This is a genomic window from Prevotella veroralis, from assembly GCF_018127765.1.
In the GTDB taxonomy this organism is placed as follows: Bacteria; Bacteroidota; Bacteroidia; order Bacteroidales; family Bacteroidaceae; genus Prevotella; species Prevotella veroralis.
On the sequence record NZ_CP072330.1, the window covers coordinates 328144 to 351240 of the forward strand.

Sequence of the window (23097 nt, forward strand, 5' to 3'; positions counted from 1 at the left end):
ACAATTTAAGAATTGAAATAATACATTATACAATATGGATTTAAAGAAATGGGGTTCTGAGAATATTACAGACTTCTCTGGTAAAATCAAGACAGAAGAATACGTAAAAATACATATCGTTTTACCCTATTTATCATTGCTTGGCTTTGATTTTTCAAAGATGAGATTTGAAAATGTAATGCCTGTTCAAGCTGGAACAAGGAAAATTACCATAGCAATTATATTTATATGAATATGGTGTATAAAAAAGCTAAAATCAATTAATTAAGTTTTTATTGTGACACTTCCTATCAGTTTTTCTAGTTAGAAGCAAAAAATACCATATAACATTAAAAAGAATGTGATGATGAATTATATCGTACCTCAAATAACTAAATACTCAAATATCGATGAGCTGCTAAAGAACGAAAGTAAAACTCCGTCTTTATTTGACATAGAAAACTTTTTGTCAATTGATGATTTGTTGAGCGAAAACTTTGTCTGTATCGTAGGCGAACCAGGTGTGGGTAAAAGTAGGCTTATTTCTGAAATAAAGACATGTCTTACAGAAAAGCCACTTTCTTTTTGTAATGCGTCCGAGTTTAAAACACAAGTAATTCCGTCAGATGTTGAATACTGTATTGTGGATGCCTTGGATGAAGTTGATGGAAATGATTTCAATTATACACTACAACTTATAAAGCAATATAAGGAGGAACATCAGGATGTGAAAGTTATGTTCTCCTGTAGAAAACACTATGTTGTATCTTATGCAAGTATTTTCTCTTCTTGTACTAAATTAGTCTTTGTAGAAGTAAATAGATTAGAAGATCGAGAAGTAATAAAAATTATTGACACATGTTCTAACGTTACAAAAGAAAATATAACTAAAAGTCCAAAATTAAGGAAACTTCTATCTATACCTAGGTATTTGATGTATCTATTGGAAAATGAGGAACAAAGAGGGAGTATCTCAAATGTTGGAGAACTCTTTGAGTTTATGGTTGACAGCTCAATAGATGAAACTCTAAAAAAATATGACAAACCTATTAGGAAAGAAAACTTTAAGGCTCTTATTAAAAGGGTCATAGAAAAAATTGCTTTCATTATGGAAATAAGTCGTAAAGACAAAATTTCAAAAGACGACTTGTACACGATTATAGATGAATTAAAGGGAAATATGGCACATATGCTTGTAGCCAATTTTGACCTTCTTTTCTTTGAAAGTCGTATATTGAAAGAAACAAATGGAATATTACAATTTGGAAATTCAGAGATACAAGAATATCTTGCAGCTAAGGAGCTTGGTAGACAAGAAAATATAGAAAGTGTGCTTTACGATGTCGCTGTGCAAAAGGAACTAAAGCATATTTATCCTAATTGGTATGATGTGATTCCTCATCTTTCATATTCGGAGGGCAGAAGTGATTCATTCGTTAATGTTTTTAAGCTCATTACATCCTATGAATCACATCTTGAGAACGAAACTTTCGAATCGCTTCTAAGATATGTTAATCCATCTACTCTTGGAGTTCAGCAACGAAAAGAGTTGTTTTCAAATCTATTTGAACATTATCAGAGTGTACCGGCATACATTAAATGGAGAGGTCCTATTCAGAATTTAATACAAGAATGCTATACTTCTAGTTGTAATACTATATTAAAGATTTCTTCTGACCAGCTTAACAAGATACAATTAACCAATATTTATGCTATACTTGAAGGACTTGTTGAAAATAACAAACTCGATGAAAGTGTAATAAAACATTGGGAAGATGCTGCAAGAGCACTTATGGGAACTAAGGATAGTGAAATGCAACAGATTGCTTTAAATTTTTACTATGCACTTAAGGATGATGAGGAACTTAGAGAGTTAGCAAGTACTTTTAATAGCTTTACTGAGGATGTAAAGCAAAAGTATATAGAAGTAACTGGATATCGAAAAATTACAGACAAGTTAGTAATTGACTGTTGGTTGACTTATTGCGACAAAAGTAATCCTGAAGCAATAAATGCAGTTCTGTACATTGATGATCCTGAATCAATAATCTATGCATATAATAAGATTCTTTCGAAAGGAATTCGTGATTTCTTTAATCCCAAGGGATCTTTACTTGTTCTTTACGATTTTTATTTGAAAAAGCAGTTTGATGTTGTTTGGAAATTCAATCAAGATAGAAGAAACCTTATGACAAAAGTCATTGCATATTTTGTAAAAAATAGGAACTATTCTTCTCTAAAAGAAATCAATACTGTAGTTAAACAAATTTTACTGGAAGAAGAAACAGGAATGATATTTTTTAATTGCTTTGAGAAAGATATATGGGAACTAGAAGATCTATTTAGGATGTTTGACGCAGATCTGATCGATGCGGATTTATTATCTAAATTAGAAAAGTTATTGAATGATATAGATGCAGAAAAGTGGAACAAAGACAATATTCTAATTTATCTTATAAACAAAATACGAAAGGACGAATCTAAGAAATGTACCATATCTGATTATATAAAACGTTACGAAAATACCTTTGAATTATGGGATCAGAATTCTATAGAAATGGTGCAAGAGAGAGAACCTAATCCATTGCTAATACAAGCATATGAAAGTCTTTCAAGCCCCGAATTATCAAAATATAATAAATTTGAAATAGCTTATGAACTTTCTAAAAGGATTGATTTTTTAAGTAAGCAAGATCACAAGCCTATAGTGGATGTCATTACTGATTTCTTTAACGAAATTGATCTGGATAAACTAATATTGGAAAAAAATGGAGAAAATTCCTATAGCTTATCAACAGCATTGATTAAAATACCATCCTATGTGAAAGTACTGCATCACTTAGGTTACAGAGCTCTTTTGGAAAAGTATAAGGATATATTAATAAAGACCCTACCAATAGTATGTCGTACGACGAACTTTGATTCTCGTGAAATAAAAGACATATATAAGTCTGTTATAGGAAATATAAACAAAGACGATAAGTCAGCAATTGTAAAGTGGTGGAAAGCTCGGAAAGATGATTTTATGAACATTAGTCCTGATGATATTTTTGCTTGCATTACCGACTATGGCATTGACGCATTATCTTATAAGTTAGAGGAATATATCGAAAAATATATAGAGGATGATAGTCTTGAAAACAGAATAGCAGCTTCTCGTGCCTTGGAAGTTATCTCAGAAGATTATTGTAAGTGGGATATTAAAAAATACAAAGACCTGTTTGGGCGCCTTAAAGATGAGAGTATTGAAAGCATTAAAATGCAGTGCAATACTATTATTATAGAAAAATTTCAAGAATCAGAAGCTATAAACTGGAGGATAAAATATCTTAAAGATAATGTTACCAAATCACTTCATAACGAAACGGGACATGCTCGTTGTATCTCTAGAGAAGAATCCGAAATGATTAGTTCCAACCCATATATGTTTAGATGCTTTATGAATATAAAAGATAATGATTCTCTCATTAATCAAATGTTTGATTTGTTTGATTTTGGGTTATCTTTATCTGTAAAGTCAGATACTCAGGAATACTCAAGTTATCTTCTTAGACAGATATATTTATTCTTTGTGAATACAAATAAGATCACTTATATTTCAGAATTGCACAAGAGAGTTGAGGCTTTTAATACAACAAACATGAGTTATCTTGCTTATAACATTATGAATAATGCCGAAAGTATTTTCTTAAAAAATGAAAGAACAACTATTAGTAAGGCTATTAAGCTGTATAATAGATGTATTGACGAGTTTTATTTGCAAATTCGAAATAATGGTGATTTAAGGCGATACTTTTCAAAGATTCAGTACGAAGTTCAGAAAGAGATTCAAGATCAAGGTATATATGCTTTAGTGCGTCAACAAAGTTTGAGCGAGGATTATATTCAGAGAGAATTGAAGAATACCATTATAAATAAGTGTTGCCAGATGGGATTGGAAACCATTCAAGTTGATAGAGAAGTAGCTCTTCAGGATAATAAGCGCACAGACTTTCTTATTAGATACGGATTATGCGACCCTATCATGATAGAGCTTAAACTACTTAATAATCAAGAGATTAAAAACAAGAAAGAACGTCAGAGGTATAAAAAGAAATTTGTTCAATACACTAACGCGACTAATGCTTGCTTATCTGTATTTTGGGTATTTGATGTTCATAAAGGTGGGAGTATTGAAGATTTTGAATACTTAAAAGCGGAATACAGAAATCTTAATAATACTTTGGTGCTATTAACAGATTGTAGATGTAGTAGCGGTATTGAAACGGGAATATCACACGGTAATAATAAAATTGGTAGTAAGAAAGCTAGAGGTAACAAAACAAGATCCAAAAATAAATAGAGGCTTAAATTTAGAGTCGGCAATAAGATTACAACTATATTGCATACATGAAATAAAGGTGGCTATAGTGATAACATCCAAGATGTTTTCTAATTGATACTACTCATATTGAGGAAACATTTTTGTACCATAAGAATGTAATTCGCTGATTATCAGTATAGGATAAGTTTGAGGAAGAAAAACAAAGACTTATAAGAGATAAGGGTGTTGTAGTCAGAGAAGGCTGTAGCACTCTTGGTTTATAGGAGGTATGGCGTTAAGGGCTGAAGGTATATAATAGGGTGGAATAATATGTACAATAAGAGAGAAAGGAGGTTTTGATAAATACAGCGAAAACGCCTAATAAAGTTTTGAAATTAGTTGCTGTCACTTTTAACACTTCGTGTAAAGTGTTAGTTATTAATGCTTTATAAGTGCTATTTTGATGACAGGAGTGACAGGAAATTGAAAAGGACTCGGTCTGACTCTTTTATATAGTGAGGGATGAGCGTTAGGTTTTGGGAGATGGAATATCTCTTTTGAGAATGTTTAAGTAGCATAATGAACGTGGGAAAGGATGGTTGTGAGGTTGGAAGGAAGGGACTTAGTAATTTTTAACAAGTAATGAGGGGTAAATTGAAAAAAGTATATTTACTTTTGTTGCTATTAATATATAATTGTCTTTTAAATGGTTATAATTGTCTTTTGAATGGTTATATTGGTACAGGAAAGCTGGCAATTATGGGATTTGAAAGGGTGAGTTTGTTAGGGAATAAATAATTTTAAATACAAAAGAAATGAGACATTCAAAGTTTTTAGTAGTGAGTTTATTAGCGTTGATGACGTTGAGTTTCACGGCATGCAGTAGTTCTGATGATAATGGAGGAAAGGGTAAGATAGAACGACCGAAGTATTTGTCTGATGCTGCAAGATACAAGATTACAACGCAGGGATCTACTTGGAAGAGTCTTGAACTAACTGAAGATGGACGCTACTTTATCGTGCATGATGGTAGTGTTACTGGATCTTCTTCGCAAGATAATGATGATGTTATCGTCTCTGGAAGTTATGAGAAGAAAGGTAATCGATATGTATTGAATACTGTTGGCGAGCTGACTATCACAGCTAATAATAACTCATACGAATTGCTGTTGACCAATAAAGGGAAGTCTCTCAAGCTCTCTGCCCAGAAGTCTGGAACATTACCTTCTACTAAGGTCAACGATGAGTTGTGTCGTACATGGGTGTTCTCTAAGTGTTATATCGTTGTGAAGTATGATGGAAAGAAGGTCTATAATGCTTCATCTACCTCTGCCAATGAGCTTTACGATGGATTTAAATCAGCAATAAACACACCTGAGTATAAGGACAAGTTAAAGCTTTCTCAAGACAAGATGGAGGATATTGATGGCTTAAGGCTATTGAGAACGGTTACGTTTACGCATGCAGGTTCATATTATGTAACCACTACAGACAGTCGTGAAGACCTAATGAATTACTGGAAATGGATTAACGCTAACGAGTTGATCATAGGCTTTTCAGAAAATGAGGATCAGATCTCTGTAGATGATCAAGCTGCTCTCAAGTTTGATAATGGGCAGTTGATCATGGTAGATAGCCAATCTAAAGGTCGTGAAGAAGTTACTCTTGCAATGGAATTTCAACCTGTTCATACAGATCGTTAACAGATTCCAATTATAAAGAAAAGTCCGAATCCTGTGCAAGGATTCGGACTTTTTCGTATCTGTTAAAGCCATTTTAAAGTGCAACTGATAATTTACAGGATTATTACAAGTGCTTTGGAGAACCATTACAAGTGCTTTGGAGAAGTATTACAGAAGCCTTGGAGAGATGTTGTAAACCTCTTTCTACCTCGTTAAACTTAGTCTTAAACTAACTCCAAAGTCGTGAGTTGTGGTCGGATAACTACCAGATGACAGCAGAGGAGAGTTTATTTGCATATCGTAATAGACGCTGGCTGTGACAAAGCGACTTAGTGTGTAATCACCAAGGAAGGAGAATTTAAAGGCCGTATTACCACTGGAAGCAGTAGAGGTGAGCGATGCGATGTCACGTGTAAGTGAGGCTTGACGACGATAGCTCATATCTAATCTGAGGTTAAGATCTTGGTTAAATCCGTTGTTCCTGTTCGATGAATTATTATCGTTTTGTTGCGTGTTTGCGGTCGATTTCTTCTTCTTCTTTGCCACACGATGTGTTCCATTGCCAAAGAGATTGAAGTCGTTAATGCGATAGCCAATACCAATTACCCAATCTTTCGATGTAGCCTCATTGAGCTGAATACTCGTCATTGAGAGTGCTAACACACGTGTTTGACGATATTCCATGCGTGCAGTTAGATTGTTCTGAAGCGTCACATCCACACCCAGTAAAGGCGAGAATGCCTCGTTGATACTAACTTGTGAGATGTTATACATCGAACTTGGGATAGGGTTCCCAGTGGTTGCATCGGTGATGAAACCTAATCCATTCATGTATTCCTGCCATGTGCTGTAACTCTGATAAGAGCCGATTGCGAAGATACTTCTATATGCGTGATTGATGTTCACACTCTTGAATAGATCTTGGAAGAGTGGTAATCTCGACAGTCCACTGTACCTAATACTCCAGTTCGGGAGCAGACTTCGTAGGGTAGGGAATAGCTTTAATCCATTGCCCCCCATACTTGTGTAGGCATTGAGGAAGGCAGGGATCATCACATCTGCACTGTATTTATTGACCGCTCCGACCGTTGGACTGAAGTGCCCTCCACCCATTGATGCTGGATAAGTAGCCCCATTGTATTGTGCTTCCACACGATTACGATAGCTGTTGAGTGAATTGACAAAGCGGTCGAAAGTGGCACTGTGATAACCATTGTTAGCGTTTCCCATGCTCTCAAAAGCAGTGCCCAGAGAGAGCGTAGTCATGGTGAATGAACCTGTTTGAGTGGTTGGAACGCCAGCATACATGTACTGAATACTCCTTGAAGTGGTTATCATTCTACTAGCCGTGAGATCGATTCTGAAGTCTCTGAAAGGCTCCAGTGTGGCACGTAATTGTACGTCTTCAACCTGGTTCGTTATCGCTGGTGTGGCAACACTATCATTGATGAGTAACCAGTTATTGTCACGTGCTTTACCAATGTAATCATCGTCAATGAGACCAAAAGCAAAGTCCAACCCAGGAGTCAATGCACCGGTACCACGACGTTGTCCAAAGGCATCTCCAATGGTTGGCATGAAGCCTGGTAAGGTCATAGAATACTGATTGCGATACGATATTCCGACGTTACGTACCATCATTAAAGCACGTGCAACACATTGTGCAGTCTTATACCATTTCTTGTTATCGAGTGGCTCTTTTGGTGTGATAGTGAGCTTTGCTCGTATAGCAGAATCGGTCCGATTGAAGATTTTTACTTGGTTATCTCCCACCTTCTTCCACTTCATCTTTAAGGCTTTTCCATGCTCATCTTTAGCCGAGAAGATCAATCGTTTCGTATTCTTACCATGCGATACAACGATAGAGGTATCGGCTTTGAGGGTTATTTCCTGCTCAAAACTCTTCTTGTTCTTAGGCAGTGCTTTCTTCTTTTCGTCGTCTTTCTCTTTCGCTTTCTGCTCCTTCGCCTTCTTCTTCTGTTCGGCTGTCATTGTCGGACGAGAGGGCTTCCTCGGTTGTGTCCGATTGAACCGCTCATTCGTTTTCTTTAGGAAGGGAACATGGTTGTAAAGGCGTTCCATGTTGAAAGACCCATTAATGTTTAAGGTCCTGTTACTCGTGATTGTGTGACCGAGCGAAGTACCATTATCAAGGTTAGCACCCCTTACCCATGTGTAAGTTGCATTATAGTTTGCATCCGTATTCACCCAATCGAAGATAGGTAAAAGGTTAAGAGGTAACTGATAAGAGAGCGAGAAGTTTTGTTGGTAATCAAGTGGAGTACCAAAATGCTTAATGCTTGTCCACACCGAATCCTTCCATGCTTGATAACGATCCGGATAGAGGTCTTTATTGATAGGAGTGTATGGCTCTTCTATTTCTGCATGTGTTGCACTTTGGAAGTTCATGTGTAGGTTGCGCGTTAAGTCCCATCTCAACGCAAAGTCTCTGTTCCATAGGAACTGCTCATTAAACGTCAGTGGGAGCCGGTCATGACCTATTGACTCCATGTCACGCTCTTGTAGTTCGTAATAGTTGCGAACCATCTCTGTATTGAAGGTAAGGTTCTGTGGTAACCAATTCAAGCCAAAACGACGTAGGATATCAAACCATTTTGAACGGCTCTTGATTAGTCGTTTGAATGGCTCCCAAGGTCTGTAAACTGGTGTCCAGTTATAGTTTAATGCCCCACGCCAGTTGTCTTCATTCTCATAGACAGTCGTTTCGCCCGAGGTATGAGAGTGTGAATGGCTATACGAGAAAGAGAAGTTTGCGGGGTCGTATGGCATAGGATGATTCTTTGTCTGTATGTCAACACGCACATTCGATAGCGATAAGTTCGTTGTCAATCGTTTGGTAATTGCAATCGACTTAATCGAGTCTTTCTCCTGCTTGTTACTAGCTCCTTCGAGTGCATCCCCCAGTTCCATATCGGTGTCGAGTGGGTTATATTTAGGTCTACTTTCGCTCTTTGTGATACTATAATATAATGGTGCAGACACCTTCGCCTTGTCTGGGAACAGTTTACCTAGTTCCAGACTCGTAGTGACAGACACGTCTGTCTTTGTTTCTTGTTGCCGTTCATTTACACCCTGTTCTAAGCCTCCAAAGCCATCAGTACTATGACTTGCATTGATATCAACACTACCGAAATCGGACAACTGGACGTTCAACTGCCCTCTTGCAGCCCATCCGCCTTCGTTGTTAAACTCCTTTAGACGCAACTCATTGACCCACACTTCACCACTCTTCTGGCTGCTGGAAAGGTTGCGCACACCGATAATCATAGTCTTAACCTCACCCAGTGTTGGGTTACCCATGATACTTACTTTGTTGGCAGGGTGGTCTGTGTCATAGACAGAGAAGACGCGGTTGAAACTAGCTCCACCAGCTCCACGTGCCTTGTTACGCTGCTTCTTGACAGAAGTGAGTAGGTGCAAAGGAATATCCAACATGTTCTCTATAGGCCAAACCTGCCGTTGATCCTGTGGGAGATACATGTCGTAATTGCTTTTTGGAGCGGTTAGCTTCAATGGAATTTCATATTCGTAATAATTGTTCTTATAGTCTGATCCCAATCGAATGAACACTGCCAACTGATCATCCCCGAGGTTGGTTGTGTTCTGTTCGAAGGCATTTGCGTGTACAAACATCTGTAGACGCTTGTATTGGCGCAGGTCAAGTGTTGTGTTCTTATACACAGCTTTCGATTCACCCGAGCTTAGATTATTAACGACCAAAGATAGTGCTTGCTCGTTTTCCTCTACTAGTTGAGGCTGACTCGGATCCTGTCCTCGAATGATACCAGGCGGTAAGACATAGTTGACGGGAGTCTTATCTCCATTTTCTTCAAGGCTCACCGTACTCACATTCATCGTACCCGTATTGGGCACACCACTGGTTAAGTTCTGCTGATACTGACGCCATTTGCCACTGACAAGGTCGAAAGTGGCAAAGCGGAGAACGATTGGTTTGCTGAAACCCGTGAGGAACATGCGCATGAAGCGGATACTTGTAAAGTCGTTGATACCGCCCACTCGTTTCTGAAACTCTTCTAGTGGAATGCGGAAAAGATACCATGTGACAGGCTCCGAACCACCTTTTCGCAAGGATGCTGATGCCACTCGCTTATCCACAATGAAGTTTTGTCCGACATTGAGATCCTGTGGTCGAATGCTAACATGGTATTGGTAATACTTCTCGTATTCGTTCAGTGTATAGTCTTGATTGATATCCTCTACATCAGGAGTGGTCTTGTAAGACGTGTCATAACGCTCGTTATTGTTCTCATTGTCTGGTGAGTTACCTTGCGGATTGTTGATTCTTTTATAGCGTTCAAGTATCGATGCACGTTTACGATCCCAATCCGAACCACGGAAATAGTGGTAGTCATCATTGGCAGGGTCAGCCCATATCGAGTCGAAGACAGCCTGATTGGTGTTGGCACGGGCTGCAGTAAGGAAGTTCTGATAGGCAGCAAACTGTCTTTCTTCTTCATCCGTTAAGCCATTGTAACCCACATCTTGCTTGGCACGACTACCTGCTGATGTCGCAAAAGCATACGTGATGGTAGATTGTGTAGGGATTCGTCCCCACTGAGTAGTTGTCCATGAGTTGCTACCGTCTACTGGCATACCACTCTCATAGAACTTCTTTCCATCCTTCAATATATCTTCAGACACCTCGCCGAGATCGATATAGAAGTCGCCACCATACTGGTTGGCATTAGCTTGTCGATTGGTATAGATGAACGGATCAAGCATCCAAAACTCCACATACTCGATGTTGGCTGTCTGGAAGTCGTTCGTGTCCAACTTACGCATCATACCGCCCCATGTTCTGTTAGGGTTGGTGAGGTGACCATTAATGTCAATATTAGGATTGAAGTTATAAGGACCTCGTTCTGCTGGATAGAAAGCCAGATTCAGTATTTGCAAGGTTGAGATGGAACCGCTATAGTTACGATCTCTGTTAGGGAAGACTTCGGTAATTGGAATCTCACGAACGTAGTGATTCGATAATTGTTCGAGGTCGCTTTTGATGTGACCAGGCGTTAGTGAACTACTACGACGTGTGAAGAGCGGGTCAATATTGTACCAAGCTAAGAGACTTCTGTTGTATCCACTCCTTAGAGTAGTCTTATCCGTTGACTCGGAGAAGTCGGATGGTACGCTTGAAATAACCCATGATGTAGGTTGGCTAACATCGATTGCATTCTTCGTACCTTCAAAGTCATCAAGGTAAGACGCATGGTCTTGTGTACCCTTACTCTGCCCTGCCAACAACTGTGCGAACTCGGCAGAGAAGGTGATATATGATGGTTGAGTGACATGCAAGAAAGGTATCTTATTGAGCATGTTGGTCAACCACTGGCTCTCTTTCTTCCAGTTTAGATTAAGTCCCCAAATGGTGTTGTTGAGCGGTTCCGAGCCCATATTCACCTTTGTGGTGAGTGGTTGTTCGGATAAGTGCATGAATGTTCCACCTATTTGAAAGTCCTTTGAGAAGTCATACTCCCAGTTTACTCCTATCATAGTCTTGCGCTCCTGTTGGTAAGCACTTTGACTTTCGAGGGAGACATTGACGGCAGTTCCTGCATCAATAATACTCTGGTTGAGGATTGTTACTTCTCCCGCACTGTAATCAACGCTGTAATCAGAACCTTCATTAAGCGTTACTCCACCAGCAGTAACCACCACAGAACCTTGCGGAACATTGTAGGCACCAAGCGAAATAACGTTTGCTGCCGTACCACGATATTGTCCCACGAGCATGAATTTATCTTTCTCTGCAATCTGCTTAGCGGTTGTCTTTGTCGAATTATATAGTTCCGAGAAGGTGTACTTATCGGCTACTGCAGCCGTAACACCTTTATCAATAAGTTTCTTACGAAGCCCTGCGCCGAATGGTTCCGCTAGTGGGAAAAAGACGCGCCCATTGCTTATTGTGTATCCTTCTACATAATCGAAATAGCCATTCGGATGCGGGTTGTTATTGTTATCTAATCGGTCGGCACCAAGCAACTTGATGATGGGTAGGCTCTTAACTTGCGGCTCGGGTATATAAGAAAGGTACACACCTGTCGTATCACTTTGATATTTAACATCAAGGCGGAACTTATCCTTCTCAATGTTAGTTGACAGGTAATAAACATTCTTCATCATCAATCCCCAGTTACCTTGACTAGGGCTGTTATTGGTGTTCTTCAGCGACTTTACGAATAGGGCCTCATTGATATCGGTGCGGTCACTGGCAAATTCTCCCACTTGATAGGTCACTCCGCCGAATGTATATTCGTATGCAACGGCAAGCACTTGGTCGGTTTGTAGACCACTGCGAAGTGATATGTAACCCAAAGCAGGGTTCACTGTGTACTCCGAACTATTGAGTAGTCGGGCATTAGCAATCTTCTCGTAATCATTACCACCCACAAGTCCTGCACCATCCAAGATGCCTGTTACTTGATCAATATTGCGTGCGGCAGGGTAGCCTTGAGCGATAGTGTTGTATTCAGTGTTTGCGTTGTTCGTTGGTACTTGACCAATTCCTGTACCCCAAAGATCCGTTCGGCTCACTCGTTCATTCTCTCCTAAATCGGTGAGAGCAACGATATTACGAGTGTTACTTGTCGTTCCGCTCTTGTTTGTTACCCACACTTCAACACGGTTGATAGTGATACCTGTCTTCAGATTAGGCAATGATTTCATTGCGTCATCATAGTGATCTCGGAAGTATTGAGATAAGAAGAAGTGACGGTTCTCTTCGTATTCTGCGGCATCAATCTCAAATGGTGTCAACTGCTTTCCACCCCTAGAACTAACGCTCTTATTCGAACTCTTCTTTTGAGATAACACCGTTTGTAACTTCAATTTACCGAATTGCATGTCGGTGCGAATGCCGAATAAGGCCGAAGCTCCTTGCACAAGAGAGTTGTTAGAAGGGAATGTTACGTTACCACCCTCAACCAGTTTGATGATCTCATCCTCCTTTCCTTCATACTTCAACTTGAAGTTCTGCGTGTCAAAGTCAAATGTCGCATCAGTGTTGTAATTGAGGTTCATGTTCACTTTATCGCCCACTTTACCATTGACATTGACGTTAATTTTCTCGTCAAAGTTCATCGCTGTGGTCTTACGATTGCGTATTGGCAATGACGGGTTATCAATGCTTTTGAGCGTCGCACCGAACTTCAGCTCCGCAGTTCCTTGTGTTTTAATACGTACACCACCTGGTCCAAAGATCTTCTCTGCCGGTCCTAACGAGAAGTGCATATCGGTGAAGTCGAACTTCTCCTTGCCCTTTTCGCGTAGTATCTCTTGGTTCTTTGAGCGATAGTAATCCGTGAAGCTGCGTTTCTCTGTCCACTTCCGATACTCTTCAGGTGTCATCATTATTGGTGCCATCACGTATGTATCACCAATCTTGTTACCTATGATATACCGATCAAGCGAGTCGTTATATTCCACCGTTTGTCGCATGTTCTCGGGGCGGATGAGATCGGTAGAGTTCTCCCTTAGATCATCATAAGTAATAGGAGAAGTGCGCTGCACTTTCCACCTTGGATGCAATAGAGAGTCAGGGATCTTTTCCTCATCTATCTCCACCTCAATCGGTTTCTTCTTCTTGATCGTATCGTTTTGTGTTACAGAGAAGAGACTCTTTATCGGTGCAAAAGATAGAGCCATACGTCCCCAGCTTAGTAGTGTGACACTACCAAGAAGCATGATAATAATGAGGAATATGTAATGTTTTCTTTTCAAGAAGACGAGTGATTGAAAGCCTCCCTAAGCCCTTTTACGGAGAAACGTGTAGGCTACTATGTATGATGGAAGGTGTTTGTAAGCGGTAATTACGCCCCTCTCCATTACTTCCCGTTGGTCAGTGACCGTTGGTTCGGAGAGGGGTGAGGCTTTTTATTTAATCATCTTCAACGCCAACTTAACCACCTGTTCCACAGGAAGGTCAGGTTGTTCGGTAAGGATACTCACGACAACCTTTGCAGAAGGAGCTGGTGAGAAGCCAAGCATAGTGAGTGCGCTAACGGCCTCATCCTTAATCCCTGCATCAACAGCAGGTGTACCAGGAGTGTTGCTAACATGCAACTCGTCAGCAATACCACTTTGCATAATCTTATCCTTGAGATCGACTATAATGCGTTGAGCTGTTCGAAGACCAATACCCTTAACTGTCTTCAACATCTTCTCGTCCCCATTGGCAATTACGTTGCAAAGTTCGGCTGGTGTCAATGAAGAAAGAATCATTCTAGCAGTGTTCGCACCTACTCCAGAGACCGTGATCAACAATCTGTAAAGGGCTCGCTCCTGCTTGTTTGCAAAGCCGTATAGCGTGTAGTTGTCATCGCGTCCACCAGTCATAATAGCCTCATGAACATATAGTTTTACAGCTGTTTTACCCTGTATTGCACTATAAGTATTCAACGAAATATTCAGTGCGTAACCCACACCATGTGCCTCAACGACAGCCATGGCAGGTGTTAACTCTGCCAGTTCGCCTTTGATATATTCAATCATAATCTAAAATAAATATGCCTTTTTCGGGCATGGAAATTCTGTATATACGTTCTTACTAACGCATTCCTCCTTTGTTTATTGTTACATTTGACTACAATTATTGCAATGTTCTGAGCCTCATCCAGCCTCTCCTAAGAGGAGGAGCTGCTAACGGGTGATAGTTAGGAAACGTTCTCTTTATTTCAAAATCAGGATTGGTACAAGTTGACGAGTTAACAAGTTGACGGGTTAGCAAGAATTGGAAGAGGTAAAAAGTAAATGAGTAAAGAGGTAAAAGAGTTGTTGGATCGGTTGGATATAGTGCCACAAAGTAGGGACAGACGCCCTCGTCTGTCCGCCAAATCACAGCAAATAAAAGCCTCCCCAAGCCCCTCTAAAGGAGGGGATGTTGTCTAATAGGATGTTATTTAGAGATTTACAAGCGGACAGACGAGGGCGTCTGTCCCTACTTTGTGGTATTGCTTAGACACGAGGTAGATTGTGACTGGAAACAAAGAGAGGCTTTCCTTGATGCAAGAAGACGCCTTCTTCATAGCAAGGAAACGCCCCCTTTGTTTCAGCCCACAACTTACCTCCATCAAAAGAGACGCATACCAGTAGGGACAGACGCCCTCGTCTGTCCGCCTATAAATCCCTAATTAACATCCCATTAGGCTACATCTTCTCCCCCAGAGGGGCTGGGTGGGGCTTTTTAAAATTCGTTTCTTACTAAAGCCCCAACACTCACCATCCTTGCAGGAATTCGTATTTTTTATGCGAGAAGACTTGCATATATTGTTTTTTTTTACGAATATTGCAAGTGAAAAGAACGTTAGCTGTAATTTACCTGTAGCTTATTAACTAAAAAGTAAATCTATGAAGAGAATCCTACTAAGCCTGTGTCTAATGCTCATTGGCATAACTGCCAATGCACAACACTTTATCTCCGACGCAGCATTCAGACAGAAGGTGAACAATGCATTCGACGCTAAATTGAAGTTGATCGGATCGAAGTTCTATGATACAAAAGGTCTATCGCCAACCATGGAGGAAGAGGAAGCCTTGCGCTTTCTTTATGCCTATATGCCGATTGCAGATGCGACTGATTACACCACAGCATATCACTTACGTAATGTGCGAACTGCCCTCGAAACGAGGAAAGAGATGGCATGGGGAAAGAAGGTGCCAGAGCTTCTCTTTAGGCATTTCGTTCTACCGATGCGTGTGAACAATGAGCCTCTTGACAGCTCTCGTACTATATTCTTTCAAGAACTGAAGGGGCGTGTTAAAGGGCTATCTATGCAACAGGCAATATTGGAAGTGAACCACTGGTGCCATGAACATGTTACTTATGAGCCTTCGGACGCACGCACTTCTTCACCGCTGCAATCAATGCGGACAGGACGAGGACGATGTGGAGAAGAGAGCACTTACACGGTAAGTGCCTTGAGAGCCATTGGTATTCCTGCTCGCCAAGTATATACTCCTCGATGGGCGCATACCGATGATAACCATGCGTGGGTAGAGGCTTGGGCAGACGGGAAGTGGTACTTCTTGGGGGCTTGTGAGCCTGAACCTGTATTGAATCTGGCATGGTTTAATGCACCAGCATCGCGTGCCATGCTCATGCACACACGTGCCTTTGGCGATTACGAAGGTCCGGAAGAGGTTATGCTACGCACAAATAACTTCACAGAAATCAATCTGATTGATAATTACGGGAGCACTGGTAGGATTGATTTCAGCGTTCTTGATACTAAAGGAAAGCCCGTACAGGATGCGAAAGTGGACTTTAAAATATACAACTATGCCGAATATTACACCGCAGTTACCAAATACACCGATAAGAAAGGACAAACGTTTCTATCTGCAGGAAGGGGTGATATGCTTGTATGGGCATCTAAGAACGGACACTACGGATATGCTAAAGTATCGTTTGGAAAGGACAAGAAGGTTGTTATAAGACTCTCTTACGATGATAAAAAGGCGGGGAAAGAGCAGGATATGGATATTATCCCACCTGTAGAGAAGGCTATTCTGCCTCCTGTAACAGACGCACAACGCAAGGAGAACGAGCGTAGGTTGGCGGAAGAAGATGCTAAACGCAATGCTTACATAGCGACATTCCCATCAGAGGAGAGCTTGAAAGATTACCCGATTAAGGCCGCTATACCTTATATAATAAGGTCACGTGGGAACTGGAGAACCATCAAAGAATTTATTGAGAAGCACTCGGCAGATGAGAAACGGGCTATTAATCTGTTGGAATCACTTAGTTATAAGGATCTTCGAGATATGCCAATGGAAATATTGGAAGACCAGATGGCAGCAAAGAGTGACGAGTTATGCCCTCGTGTAGAGAGTGAGATGATCCTCAAACCATTTAAGGTTTTCTTTGAAAAAGCGTTCAGTAACGATGCTAAGAAGTTTAAAGAGAATCCTGCACTATTGGTAAATTGGGTGAGAACGAACATCAAATTGAATCCTGATAAGCACGCTATGAGAATCCCACAAACGCCTATCAGTACGTGGGAAAGTCGTGTGGCAGATGAGAGAAGTAGGAATATTTTCTTTGTGGATGTGGCTCGGAGTCTTGGTATCGAAGCTCAGCAAGATGGCGTAACAGGGAAGGTTCAATACAAGAAAGATGGTCAGTGGGTTGATGTTGACTTTGAAACAACGCAACAACAAGTAGCTAAGACGGGGAAGTTGGTGCTTGACTATAAGCCAACAGAGTTCTTGGATGACCCGAAATATTATACTCACTTCACTATTAGTAAGATTGTGAACGGGCAGACCTTACTGATGAATTTCGATGAGTCAGCCGATGGTTCAACCTATGGAGCAACTTGGGCAAATGCGTTCAAGGATGGAGCAATACTGGACGAGGGCACTTACTTGCTCGTTACAGGGCAACGCATGGCAGACGGAAGTGTGATGGCTCATAACCTATTCTTCACTATCAAGCCAGGAACAACAACTCGAATCAACCTCATCATGCGTCAGGAAACGGAGGGCGTAAAGGTGATTGGCAGCTTTAATAGCGAAGATCTCTTTGAGAAGGAGGGACATAACGTGTCCTTACTAAGCCAGACGGGACGCGGTTATTACGTCCTCGGCATACTCGGTGTAGGGCAAGAACCAACGAACCATGCCCTCCATGACATCGCAAAAGTAAAGGAGAAGCTGGATAAATGGGGGCGTCCAATGGTATTGCTCTTCACAAGTGAGAAAGCGAAAGAGAAGTTCGATGCACAGAAGAGTGAGTTTGGTCAACTGCCAGAGAAGGTGATCTACGGTATAGATAAGAGTGGGGAGATTCTCAAGGAGATTGCCAAAGAGATGAAACTACACAATACGAGTCAGCTACCAGTATTCATCATCGCTGATACCTTCAACCGAGTTGTATTCCTATCACAGGGTTACACCATCGGGTTGGGAGACCAGATTGTGAAGGTAAGTAGTAAACTTTAGAATTGAGGAAAGGGCGTTAGACGATAGAAGAATGTAAGTATTGAGATGTAAAAGTCCAATAACTCCAATTGACGGAACATTTGTCTTAACTCCCTTTCACTCCTTTAACTCCCTTAACTCCTCTATAATATGATGAAAGAAAACTATGAATTTGAAGTCTGCGCCAATAGTGTTGAGAGTTGTATAGAGGCTCAACGAGGTGGTGCCAATCGTGTGGAACTCTGCATGGGAATACCCGAAGGCGGCACAACTCCTTCTTATGGGGAGATAAAGATGGCGCGAGATGTATTGAAAGAAACACGCTTGCACGTGATAATTCGCAATCGCGGAGGCGACTTCCTATACTCCGAAGCAGAGTTGGAACGCATGGCATTGGATATAGACTTGTGTAGACAACTCGGTGTGGATGGCGTTGTCTTTGGTTGTCTGACGGCTAATGGCGATATTGATAAGCATGCCAACCAATTATTGATGGAGCATGCTAAAGGAATGAATGTCACCTTTCATCGTGCTTTCGATTGTTCTCGAGATCCCGAGAAAGCCTTAGAAGAGATTATCACAATGGGCTTTCATCGTATTCTCACGTCTGGTCAACAGCCCACAGCAGAGTTAGGTATTCCTTTACTAAGACGTTTGAATACACTTGCAAAGGATAGAATCATTATCATGGCAGGATGTGGAGTAACGGAAAAGAATATCTTTAAGATTCAAGAAGAGACACAGGTACGTGCCTTTCACTTCTCTGCTCGTGAGGAGAAACGCAGCAATATGCTTTATTCCAACCCTTCCATCTATATGGGAAGCAAAGGAGTTGATGAGAACATCATCATGCAGACAACCGAAAGGAGGGTACGAAATACGATTGAAAGTTTACTAAGAAAGTAAGTAAAGAAGATACTTCTAAAACAAAAAAGAGGCTTAATCCAAACGGGATTAAGCCTCTTTTATATATGTAGAAGATTATTGTGCCTGGTCAACAATAGCCTGCTTTATTAGTCCTTCGATCTCTTCTGCAAGCTCAGGATTATCCTTCAACATCGTCTTAGTGGCGTCACGTCCTTGTGCAAGTTTGGTTCCGTTATAACTAAACCAGCTACCACTCTTTTGAATAATATTGTATTGAACGCCCAAGTCAACTATCTCACCAATCTTTGAAATACCCTCACCAAAGGTGATTTCAAACTCTGCCTTACGGAAAGGAGGAGCCACCTTATTCTTAACAATCTTAACACGAACCTGGTTACCAATCACCTGATCACCATTCTTGATACTAGTAACACGGCGGATATCAAGGCGCACGGAACTATAGAACTTCAATGCGTTACCACCCGTAGTGGTCTCTGGGTTACCAAACATCACACCTATCTTCTCACGCAACTGATTGATGAATATACAGCAGGTGTTGGTCTTTGAGATAGTAGAAGTGAGCTTACGCAATGCCTGACTCATCAATCGTGCTTGCAAACCAACAGCCGAGTCGCCCATATCTCCTTCGATCTCTTTCTTTGGAGTAAGGGCTGCAACAGAGTCGACAACGAGGATATCAATTGCAGAAGAACGTATCAACTGGTCTGCAATCTCTAATGCTTGTTCACCATTATCAGGCTGTGATATCCAAAGATTATCTACATCCACACCGAGCTTCTCAGCATAGAAACGATCGAAAGCGTGCTCTGCATCAATGAAAGCAGCTATGCCCCCTTGCTTCTGTGCTTCGGCTATTGCATGGATAGCAAGCGTTGTTTTACCAGAAGACTCTGGTCCGTAAATCTCGATAATACGCCCACGAGGATAGCCACCAACGCCCAATGCTGTATCAAGAGTCACACTCCCTGTTGGTATAACATCAACATTCTCTATCTGTTCATCACCCATTCGCATGATAGAACCTTTACCAAAGTCTTTCTCTATCTTGGACATTGCGGCTTGCAATGCCTTTAGTTTTCCCTCAGCAGCTAATGCTGTATCTTCTTTTGCCATATACTATTATCTTGTTTTCTGATTGATATAATACTATTTATTCTTCTTTCTGCTCTTTGGAAAAGGTAGCACCTCTGCCAAAACCTTAACGACCTTAACTGCAAAATCAGACCTTGAAACATCTAAAATATAGTGTTCCTTAGCTCCTTCATAAGGGAATCCACGTTCGGCAGATAGCATCATTGACTTAATTGCCTCGTGTTCTTTGACATAAGGTATATTGTCACAAACTATGATAACAGGCTTTTCGTCAACATAAATCATGTATTCACCGAACATCTTCCTGTATCTTACAGTCCCTGCAGTAGCTATCTGACTACTGACAAATTCAATAAAGTCCAAAGAGCAAGCCATATTCTTATAATTCTAAATCGCCACCAAACTCCTCGTGCCAAGGTAAGCCTTGCTTGTTGAGTACCTCCAAGAATGGATCTGGATCAAAGTCTTCTACGTTCCATACACCTGGTTTGCGCCAAAGTCCCTTGAAGAACATCATTGCACCAGCCATCGCTGGTACACCCGTGGTATAGCTGACACCTTGCATTCCCGTTTCGTTATAGGCATCTTGGTGCTTACAATTATTATAAATGTAATAGGTTTGCTCCTTTCCATCCTTAATTCCACGGATACGACAACCTATCGAAGTCTCACCATCATAATTCTCTCCTAAATCTTGTGGATTAGGCAGAACCGCTTTCAAGAACTGCAAAGGAACAATCTTCACCTTAGCTGTCTTACCAGAGCCATCAGCTAATGGTGCTTCATATTCTATCTCATCGATACGACTCATACCAAGATTCTGAATACAGTCCAAATAAGTAAGGTATTGCTTACCGAATGTCATCCAGAAGCGAGCACGCTTAATTGTTGGATAGTTCTTTACCAATGATTCCAATTCCTCATGGTGCATGAGATAAGAATCACGTGGACCAATATTTGGATAGGTCAAATCTTGATGCACAGCCAATGGTTCTGTCTCAATCCATTTACCATTCTCATAATAAAGACCCTTCTGAGTTATCTCACGAATATTAATTTCTGGATTGAAGTTCGTTGCAAATGCTTTGTGATGATTGCCCGCATTACAATCAACGATATCAAGATAATGAATTTCGTCAAAATGATGTTTAGCAGCATACGCCGTATATGCCTGTGATACTCCTGGATCGAAACCACAACCAAGGATAGCTGTCAGTCCAGCCTTCTCGAACTTATCCTTATAAGCCCATTGCCAACTATATTCGAAGTGTGCCTCGTCCTTTGGTTCGTAATTAGCTGTATCCAAATAATTACAACCGCAAGCCAAACAAGCATCCATGATTGTCAAATCTTGATATGGCAAAGCTAGATTAATAACCAGCTCCGGCTTGAAATCATTAAACAATGCTTTCAATTGCTCAACATCATCTGCATCAACCTGTGCTGTCTTGATATCAGCTTTATAACCTTTATCATGAATTGCCTTAACTAAGGCATCACATTTTTCCTTGCGACGGCTAGCAATCATAAACTCAGTAAACACGTCCTGATTCTGGACAATCTTAAAAGCAGCTACAGTAGCAACGCCACCTGCACCTATCATTAATACTTTTCCCATATTATCTTATTATTATTTTATCTTACTTTCAATTTCTGGGGAGGATATTCCCATTGCGTTTAGAATTGAATAACCCAATATCGCTTGCTTGAAGTTGCCACCTTCTAAAGGTTGCATTGCAAATAATGTGATATGCTTTAACTCATCATCCACATCATTTAATGTATTTCTAATAGAGCGAAGCAGCGAATCCTCCTCAGCATTTGGAACAATCATAATCCGTTTTACCTCTTCATGAATACAAAACGTCTTGAGAAGATCAAGCAAAACAGCATCTTTCGCAGTATTTTCATCACCGCAAGCAATACTATTTATAATAAACTCACCGAACCGCTCGTCCATAAAAGCCTGACCATTGAGTTCCTTATCATAATCGGAAGGAGCAAAATTCTCTAGTTTCTGATTCTTTTTATCATGCAAAAGAATCACTTGTGTCTCATGATCACCTGGTTTCAACCTACCATCAAGCGCAACATCTACCGCCCACTGACTAAAATCGGCAGCAGGAATACGACGATCTAACATGCGCTCAAAGTTTACGATAATATCAAAAGCCACATGATCAATATAATCACCATCAACAATGATGATATTTTCACTCCACTTAATATTCTGTGCTTCTTGTGTATTCATAGCCACAAAGATACACTAAATCAAGCGAAATGCAAAATAATAGTATGACTTTGTTATCTTTGCGCTTTCCTCCAAAAATCTCAAATAGAAATTAAATTTATTGGTACTGACAAAGTTTAGATCCCAACTATAAGAAAAATATAATAGGAAAAAGCATATATTTAATCATTATCTAAGTTGCATAAATACACCACAAACATAACCATAGTAAATGAAATAGAAAAATTTCATAGACTATAAGAAAGAAATAAATTCTAATAGCACATTCTATCTATCTGTATTACAGAACATTACTTAATTGTATAGATAAAATCTATTAACTACATAGACGTTTCCGATTGTTTAATATACAAATTAAACTTACCTTTGTAACCATAAACAAGAAACCATTAATAAATTAAAATTAAATTAGAAATGAAAACATTAGAGATTTTAGGATTAGACGAGAAGAAAGTAGAGAAAGTTGTAAATAACCTTTCTATCTTATTAGCCGACCTTCAGGTATATTACACCAATCTTCGTGGGTTACACTGGGATGTAAAAGGTCAGAATTTCTTTACAATGCATAGCAAATACGAAGAACTATATAACGATGCAGCAGAAAAGGTTGATGAAGTTGCAGAACGCATTCTCCAGTTAGGCGCTACACCAGAAAGCCGTTTCAGCAACTATCTAAAGGTTTCTGAAATAAAAGAAGCTGGTACAGTAAGTTGCGCAATGGAAGGTCTCGATCTTTTACTTAGCACTTACAAAACTATCATCACTCGTGAACGCGAAATTATAGAACTTGCAACTGACGCAAAAGACGATACAACCGTATCACTCATCAGCGACTTCTTGAAAGATCAGGAGAAAACAGTTTGGATGCTTGCTGCCGTTCGATCAAACAGCTGCTCTGAATAATAGAAATAACCGAAGGGAACGCCGTTCCTCAATCA

At 40.3% G+C, this 23097-nt stretch carries 12 protein-coding genes; 6 read left to right on the forward strand and 6 right to left on the reverse strand.

Annotated elements, in window-relative coordinates:
• The first annotated feature begins 34 nt into the window (after positions 1-34).
• The 3 genes from J5A55_RS01375 to J5A55_RS01385 all read left to right on the forward strand — a co-directional run bounded on the left by J5A55_RS01375 (position 35) and on the right by J5A55_RS01385 (position 5985).
• Positions 35-232: a hypothetical protein gene (locus J5A55_RS01375; protein ID WP_004382344.1), complete on the forward strand. Its 198-nt coding sequence runs from the start codon at positions 35-37 to the stop codon at positions 230-232.
• 111 nt (positions 233-343) lie between these two features.
• Positions 344-4321 carry an NACHT domain-containing protein gene (locus tag J5A55_RS01380; RefSeq protein WP_004382345.1) on the forward strand — a complete coding sequence of 1326 codons (3978 nt, stop codon included), beginning with the start codon at positions 344-346 and terminating at the stop codon, positions 4319-4321.
• Positions 4322-5097: 776 nt separating this feature from the next.
• A complete protein-coding gene (locus J5A55_RS01385) occupies positions 5098-5985 on the forward strand; it encodes a hypothetical protein (RefSeq protein WP_234396052.1) in 888 nt (295 codons plus the stop codon).
• Between the two features lie 183 nt (positions 5986-6168).
• Here the strand turns inward: J5A55_RS01385 and sov are convergent, their stop codons facing one another.
• Both sov and ruvA read right to left on the reverse strand, forming a co-directional pair.
• Positions 6169-13725, reverse strand: coding sequence for a T9SS outer membrane translocon Sov/SprA (gene sov, locus J5A55_RS01390; protein WP_039850917.1), 7557 nt, complete (start codon positions 13723-13725; stop codon positions 6169-6171).
• A 153-nt stretch (positions 13726-13878) separates the two neighbouring features.
• Complete coding sequence (gene ruvA / locus J5A55_RS01395) at positions 13879-14496, reverse strand: Holliday junction branch migration protein RuvA (protein WP_004382349.1); 618 nt, start codon at positions 14494-14496, stop codon at positions 13879-13881.
• A gap of 855 nt (positions 14497-15351) precedes the next feature.
• Between ruvA and J5A55_RS01400 the strand changes: the two genes are divergently transcribed.
• Entirely contained in the window at positions 15352-17949 is a 2598-nt protein-coding gene (locus tag J5A55_RS01400) for a transglutaminase-like domain-containing protein (RefSeq protein ID WP_004382351.1), read from the forward strand.
• 129 nt (positions 17950-18078) lie between these two features.
• Positions 18079-18834: a copper homeostasis protein CutC gene (locus J5A55_RS01405; RefSeq protein ID WP_004382352.1), complete on the forward strand. Its 756-nt coding sequence runs from the start codon at positions 18079-18081 to the stop codon at positions 18832-18834.
• Between the two features lie 75 nt (positions 18835-18909).
• Here J5A55_RS01405 and recA read toward each other — a convergent pair whose 3' ends face one another.
• From recA to J5A55_RS01425, 4 genes are read right to left on the reverse strand one after another with little or no spacing between them, the layout of a single operon-like run.
• Complete coding sequence (gene recA, locus J5A55_RS01410) at positions 18910-19929, reverse strand: recombinase RecA (RefSeq protein ID WP_004382353.1); 1020 nt, start codon at positions 19927-19929, stop codon at positions 18910-18912.
• 33 nt (positions 19930-19962) lie between these two features.
• Positions 19963-20283: a TfoX/Sxy family protein gene (locus J5A55_RS01415; RefSeq protein WP_004382354.1), complete on the reverse strand. Its 321-nt coding sequence runs from the start codon at positions 20281-20283 to the stop codon at positions 19963-19965.
• Between the two features lie 4 nt (positions 20284-20287).
• Positions 20288-21526: a saccharopine dehydrogenase family protein gene (locus J5A55_RS01420; protein ID WP_004382355.1), complete on the reverse strand. Its 1239-nt coding sequence runs from the start codon at positions 21524-21526 to the stop codon at positions 20288-20290.
• A 12-nt stretch (positions 21527-21538) separates the two neighbouring features.
• Positions 21539-22159, reverse strand: coding sequence for a DUF6621 family protein (locus J5A55_RS01425; RefSeq protein WP_004382356.1), 621 nt, complete (start codon positions 22157-22159; stop codon positions 21539-21541).
• A 414-nt stretch (positions 22160-22573) separates the two neighbouring features.
• Between J5A55_RS01425 and J5A55_RS01430 the strand changes: the two genes are divergently transcribed.
• Positions 22574-23062 (forward strand): Dps family protein, encoded by a 489-nt coding sequence (locus tag J5A55_RS01430; protein WP_004382357.1) that lies wholly within the window; start codon positions 22574-22576, stop codon positions 23060-23062.
• Positions 23063-23097 lie beyond the last annotated feature (35 nt).

Excerpts from the sequence above, each read along its gene's own strand:
- J5A55_RS01375 (WP_004382344.1), top strand. The coding sequence starts at position 35 with ATGGATTTAAAGAAATGGGGTTCTGAGAATATTACAGACTTCTCTGGT.
- J5A55_RS01380 (WP_004382345.1), top strand. The coding sequence starts at position 344 with ATGATGAATTATATCGTACCTCAAATAACTAAATACTCAAATATCGAT.
- J5A55_RS01385 (WP_234396052.1), top strand. The coding sequence starts at position 5,098 with ATGAGACATTCAAAGTTTTTAGTAGTGAGTTTATTAGCGTTGATGACG.
- ruvA (WP_004382349.1), bottom strand. The coding sequence starts at position 14,496 with ATGATTGAATATATCAAAGGCGAACTGGCAGAGTTAACACCTGCCATG.
- J5A55_RS01400 (WP_004382351.1), top strand. The coding sequence starts at position 15,352 with ATGAAGAGAATCCTACTAAGCCTGTGTCTAATGCTCATTGGCATAACT.
- J5A55_RS01405 (WP_004382352.1), top strand. The coding sequence starts at position 18,079 with ATGATGAAAGAAAACTATGAATTTGAAGTCTGCGCCAATAGTGTTGAG.
- recA (WP_004382353.1), bottom strand. The coding sequence starts at position 19,929 with ATGGCAAAAGAAGATACAGCATTAGCTGCTGAGGGAAAACTAAAGGCA.
- J5A55_RS01415 (WP_004382354.1), bottom strand. The coding sequence starts at position 20,283 with ATGGCTTGCTCTTTGGACTTTATTGAATTTGTCAGTAGTCAGATAGCT.
- J5A55_RS01420 (WP_004382355.1), bottom strand. The coding sequence starts at position 21,526 with ATGGGAAAAGTATTAATGATAGGTGCAGGTGGCGTTGCTACTGTAGCT.
- J5A55_RS01425 (WP_004382356.1), bottom strand. The coding sequence starts at position 22,159 with ATGAATACACAAGAAGCACAGAATATTAAGTGGAGTGAAAATATCATC.
- J5A55_RS01430 (WP_004382357.1), top strand. The coding sequence starts at position 22,574 with ATGAAAACATTAGAGATTTTAGGATTAGACGAGAAGAAAGTAGAGAAA.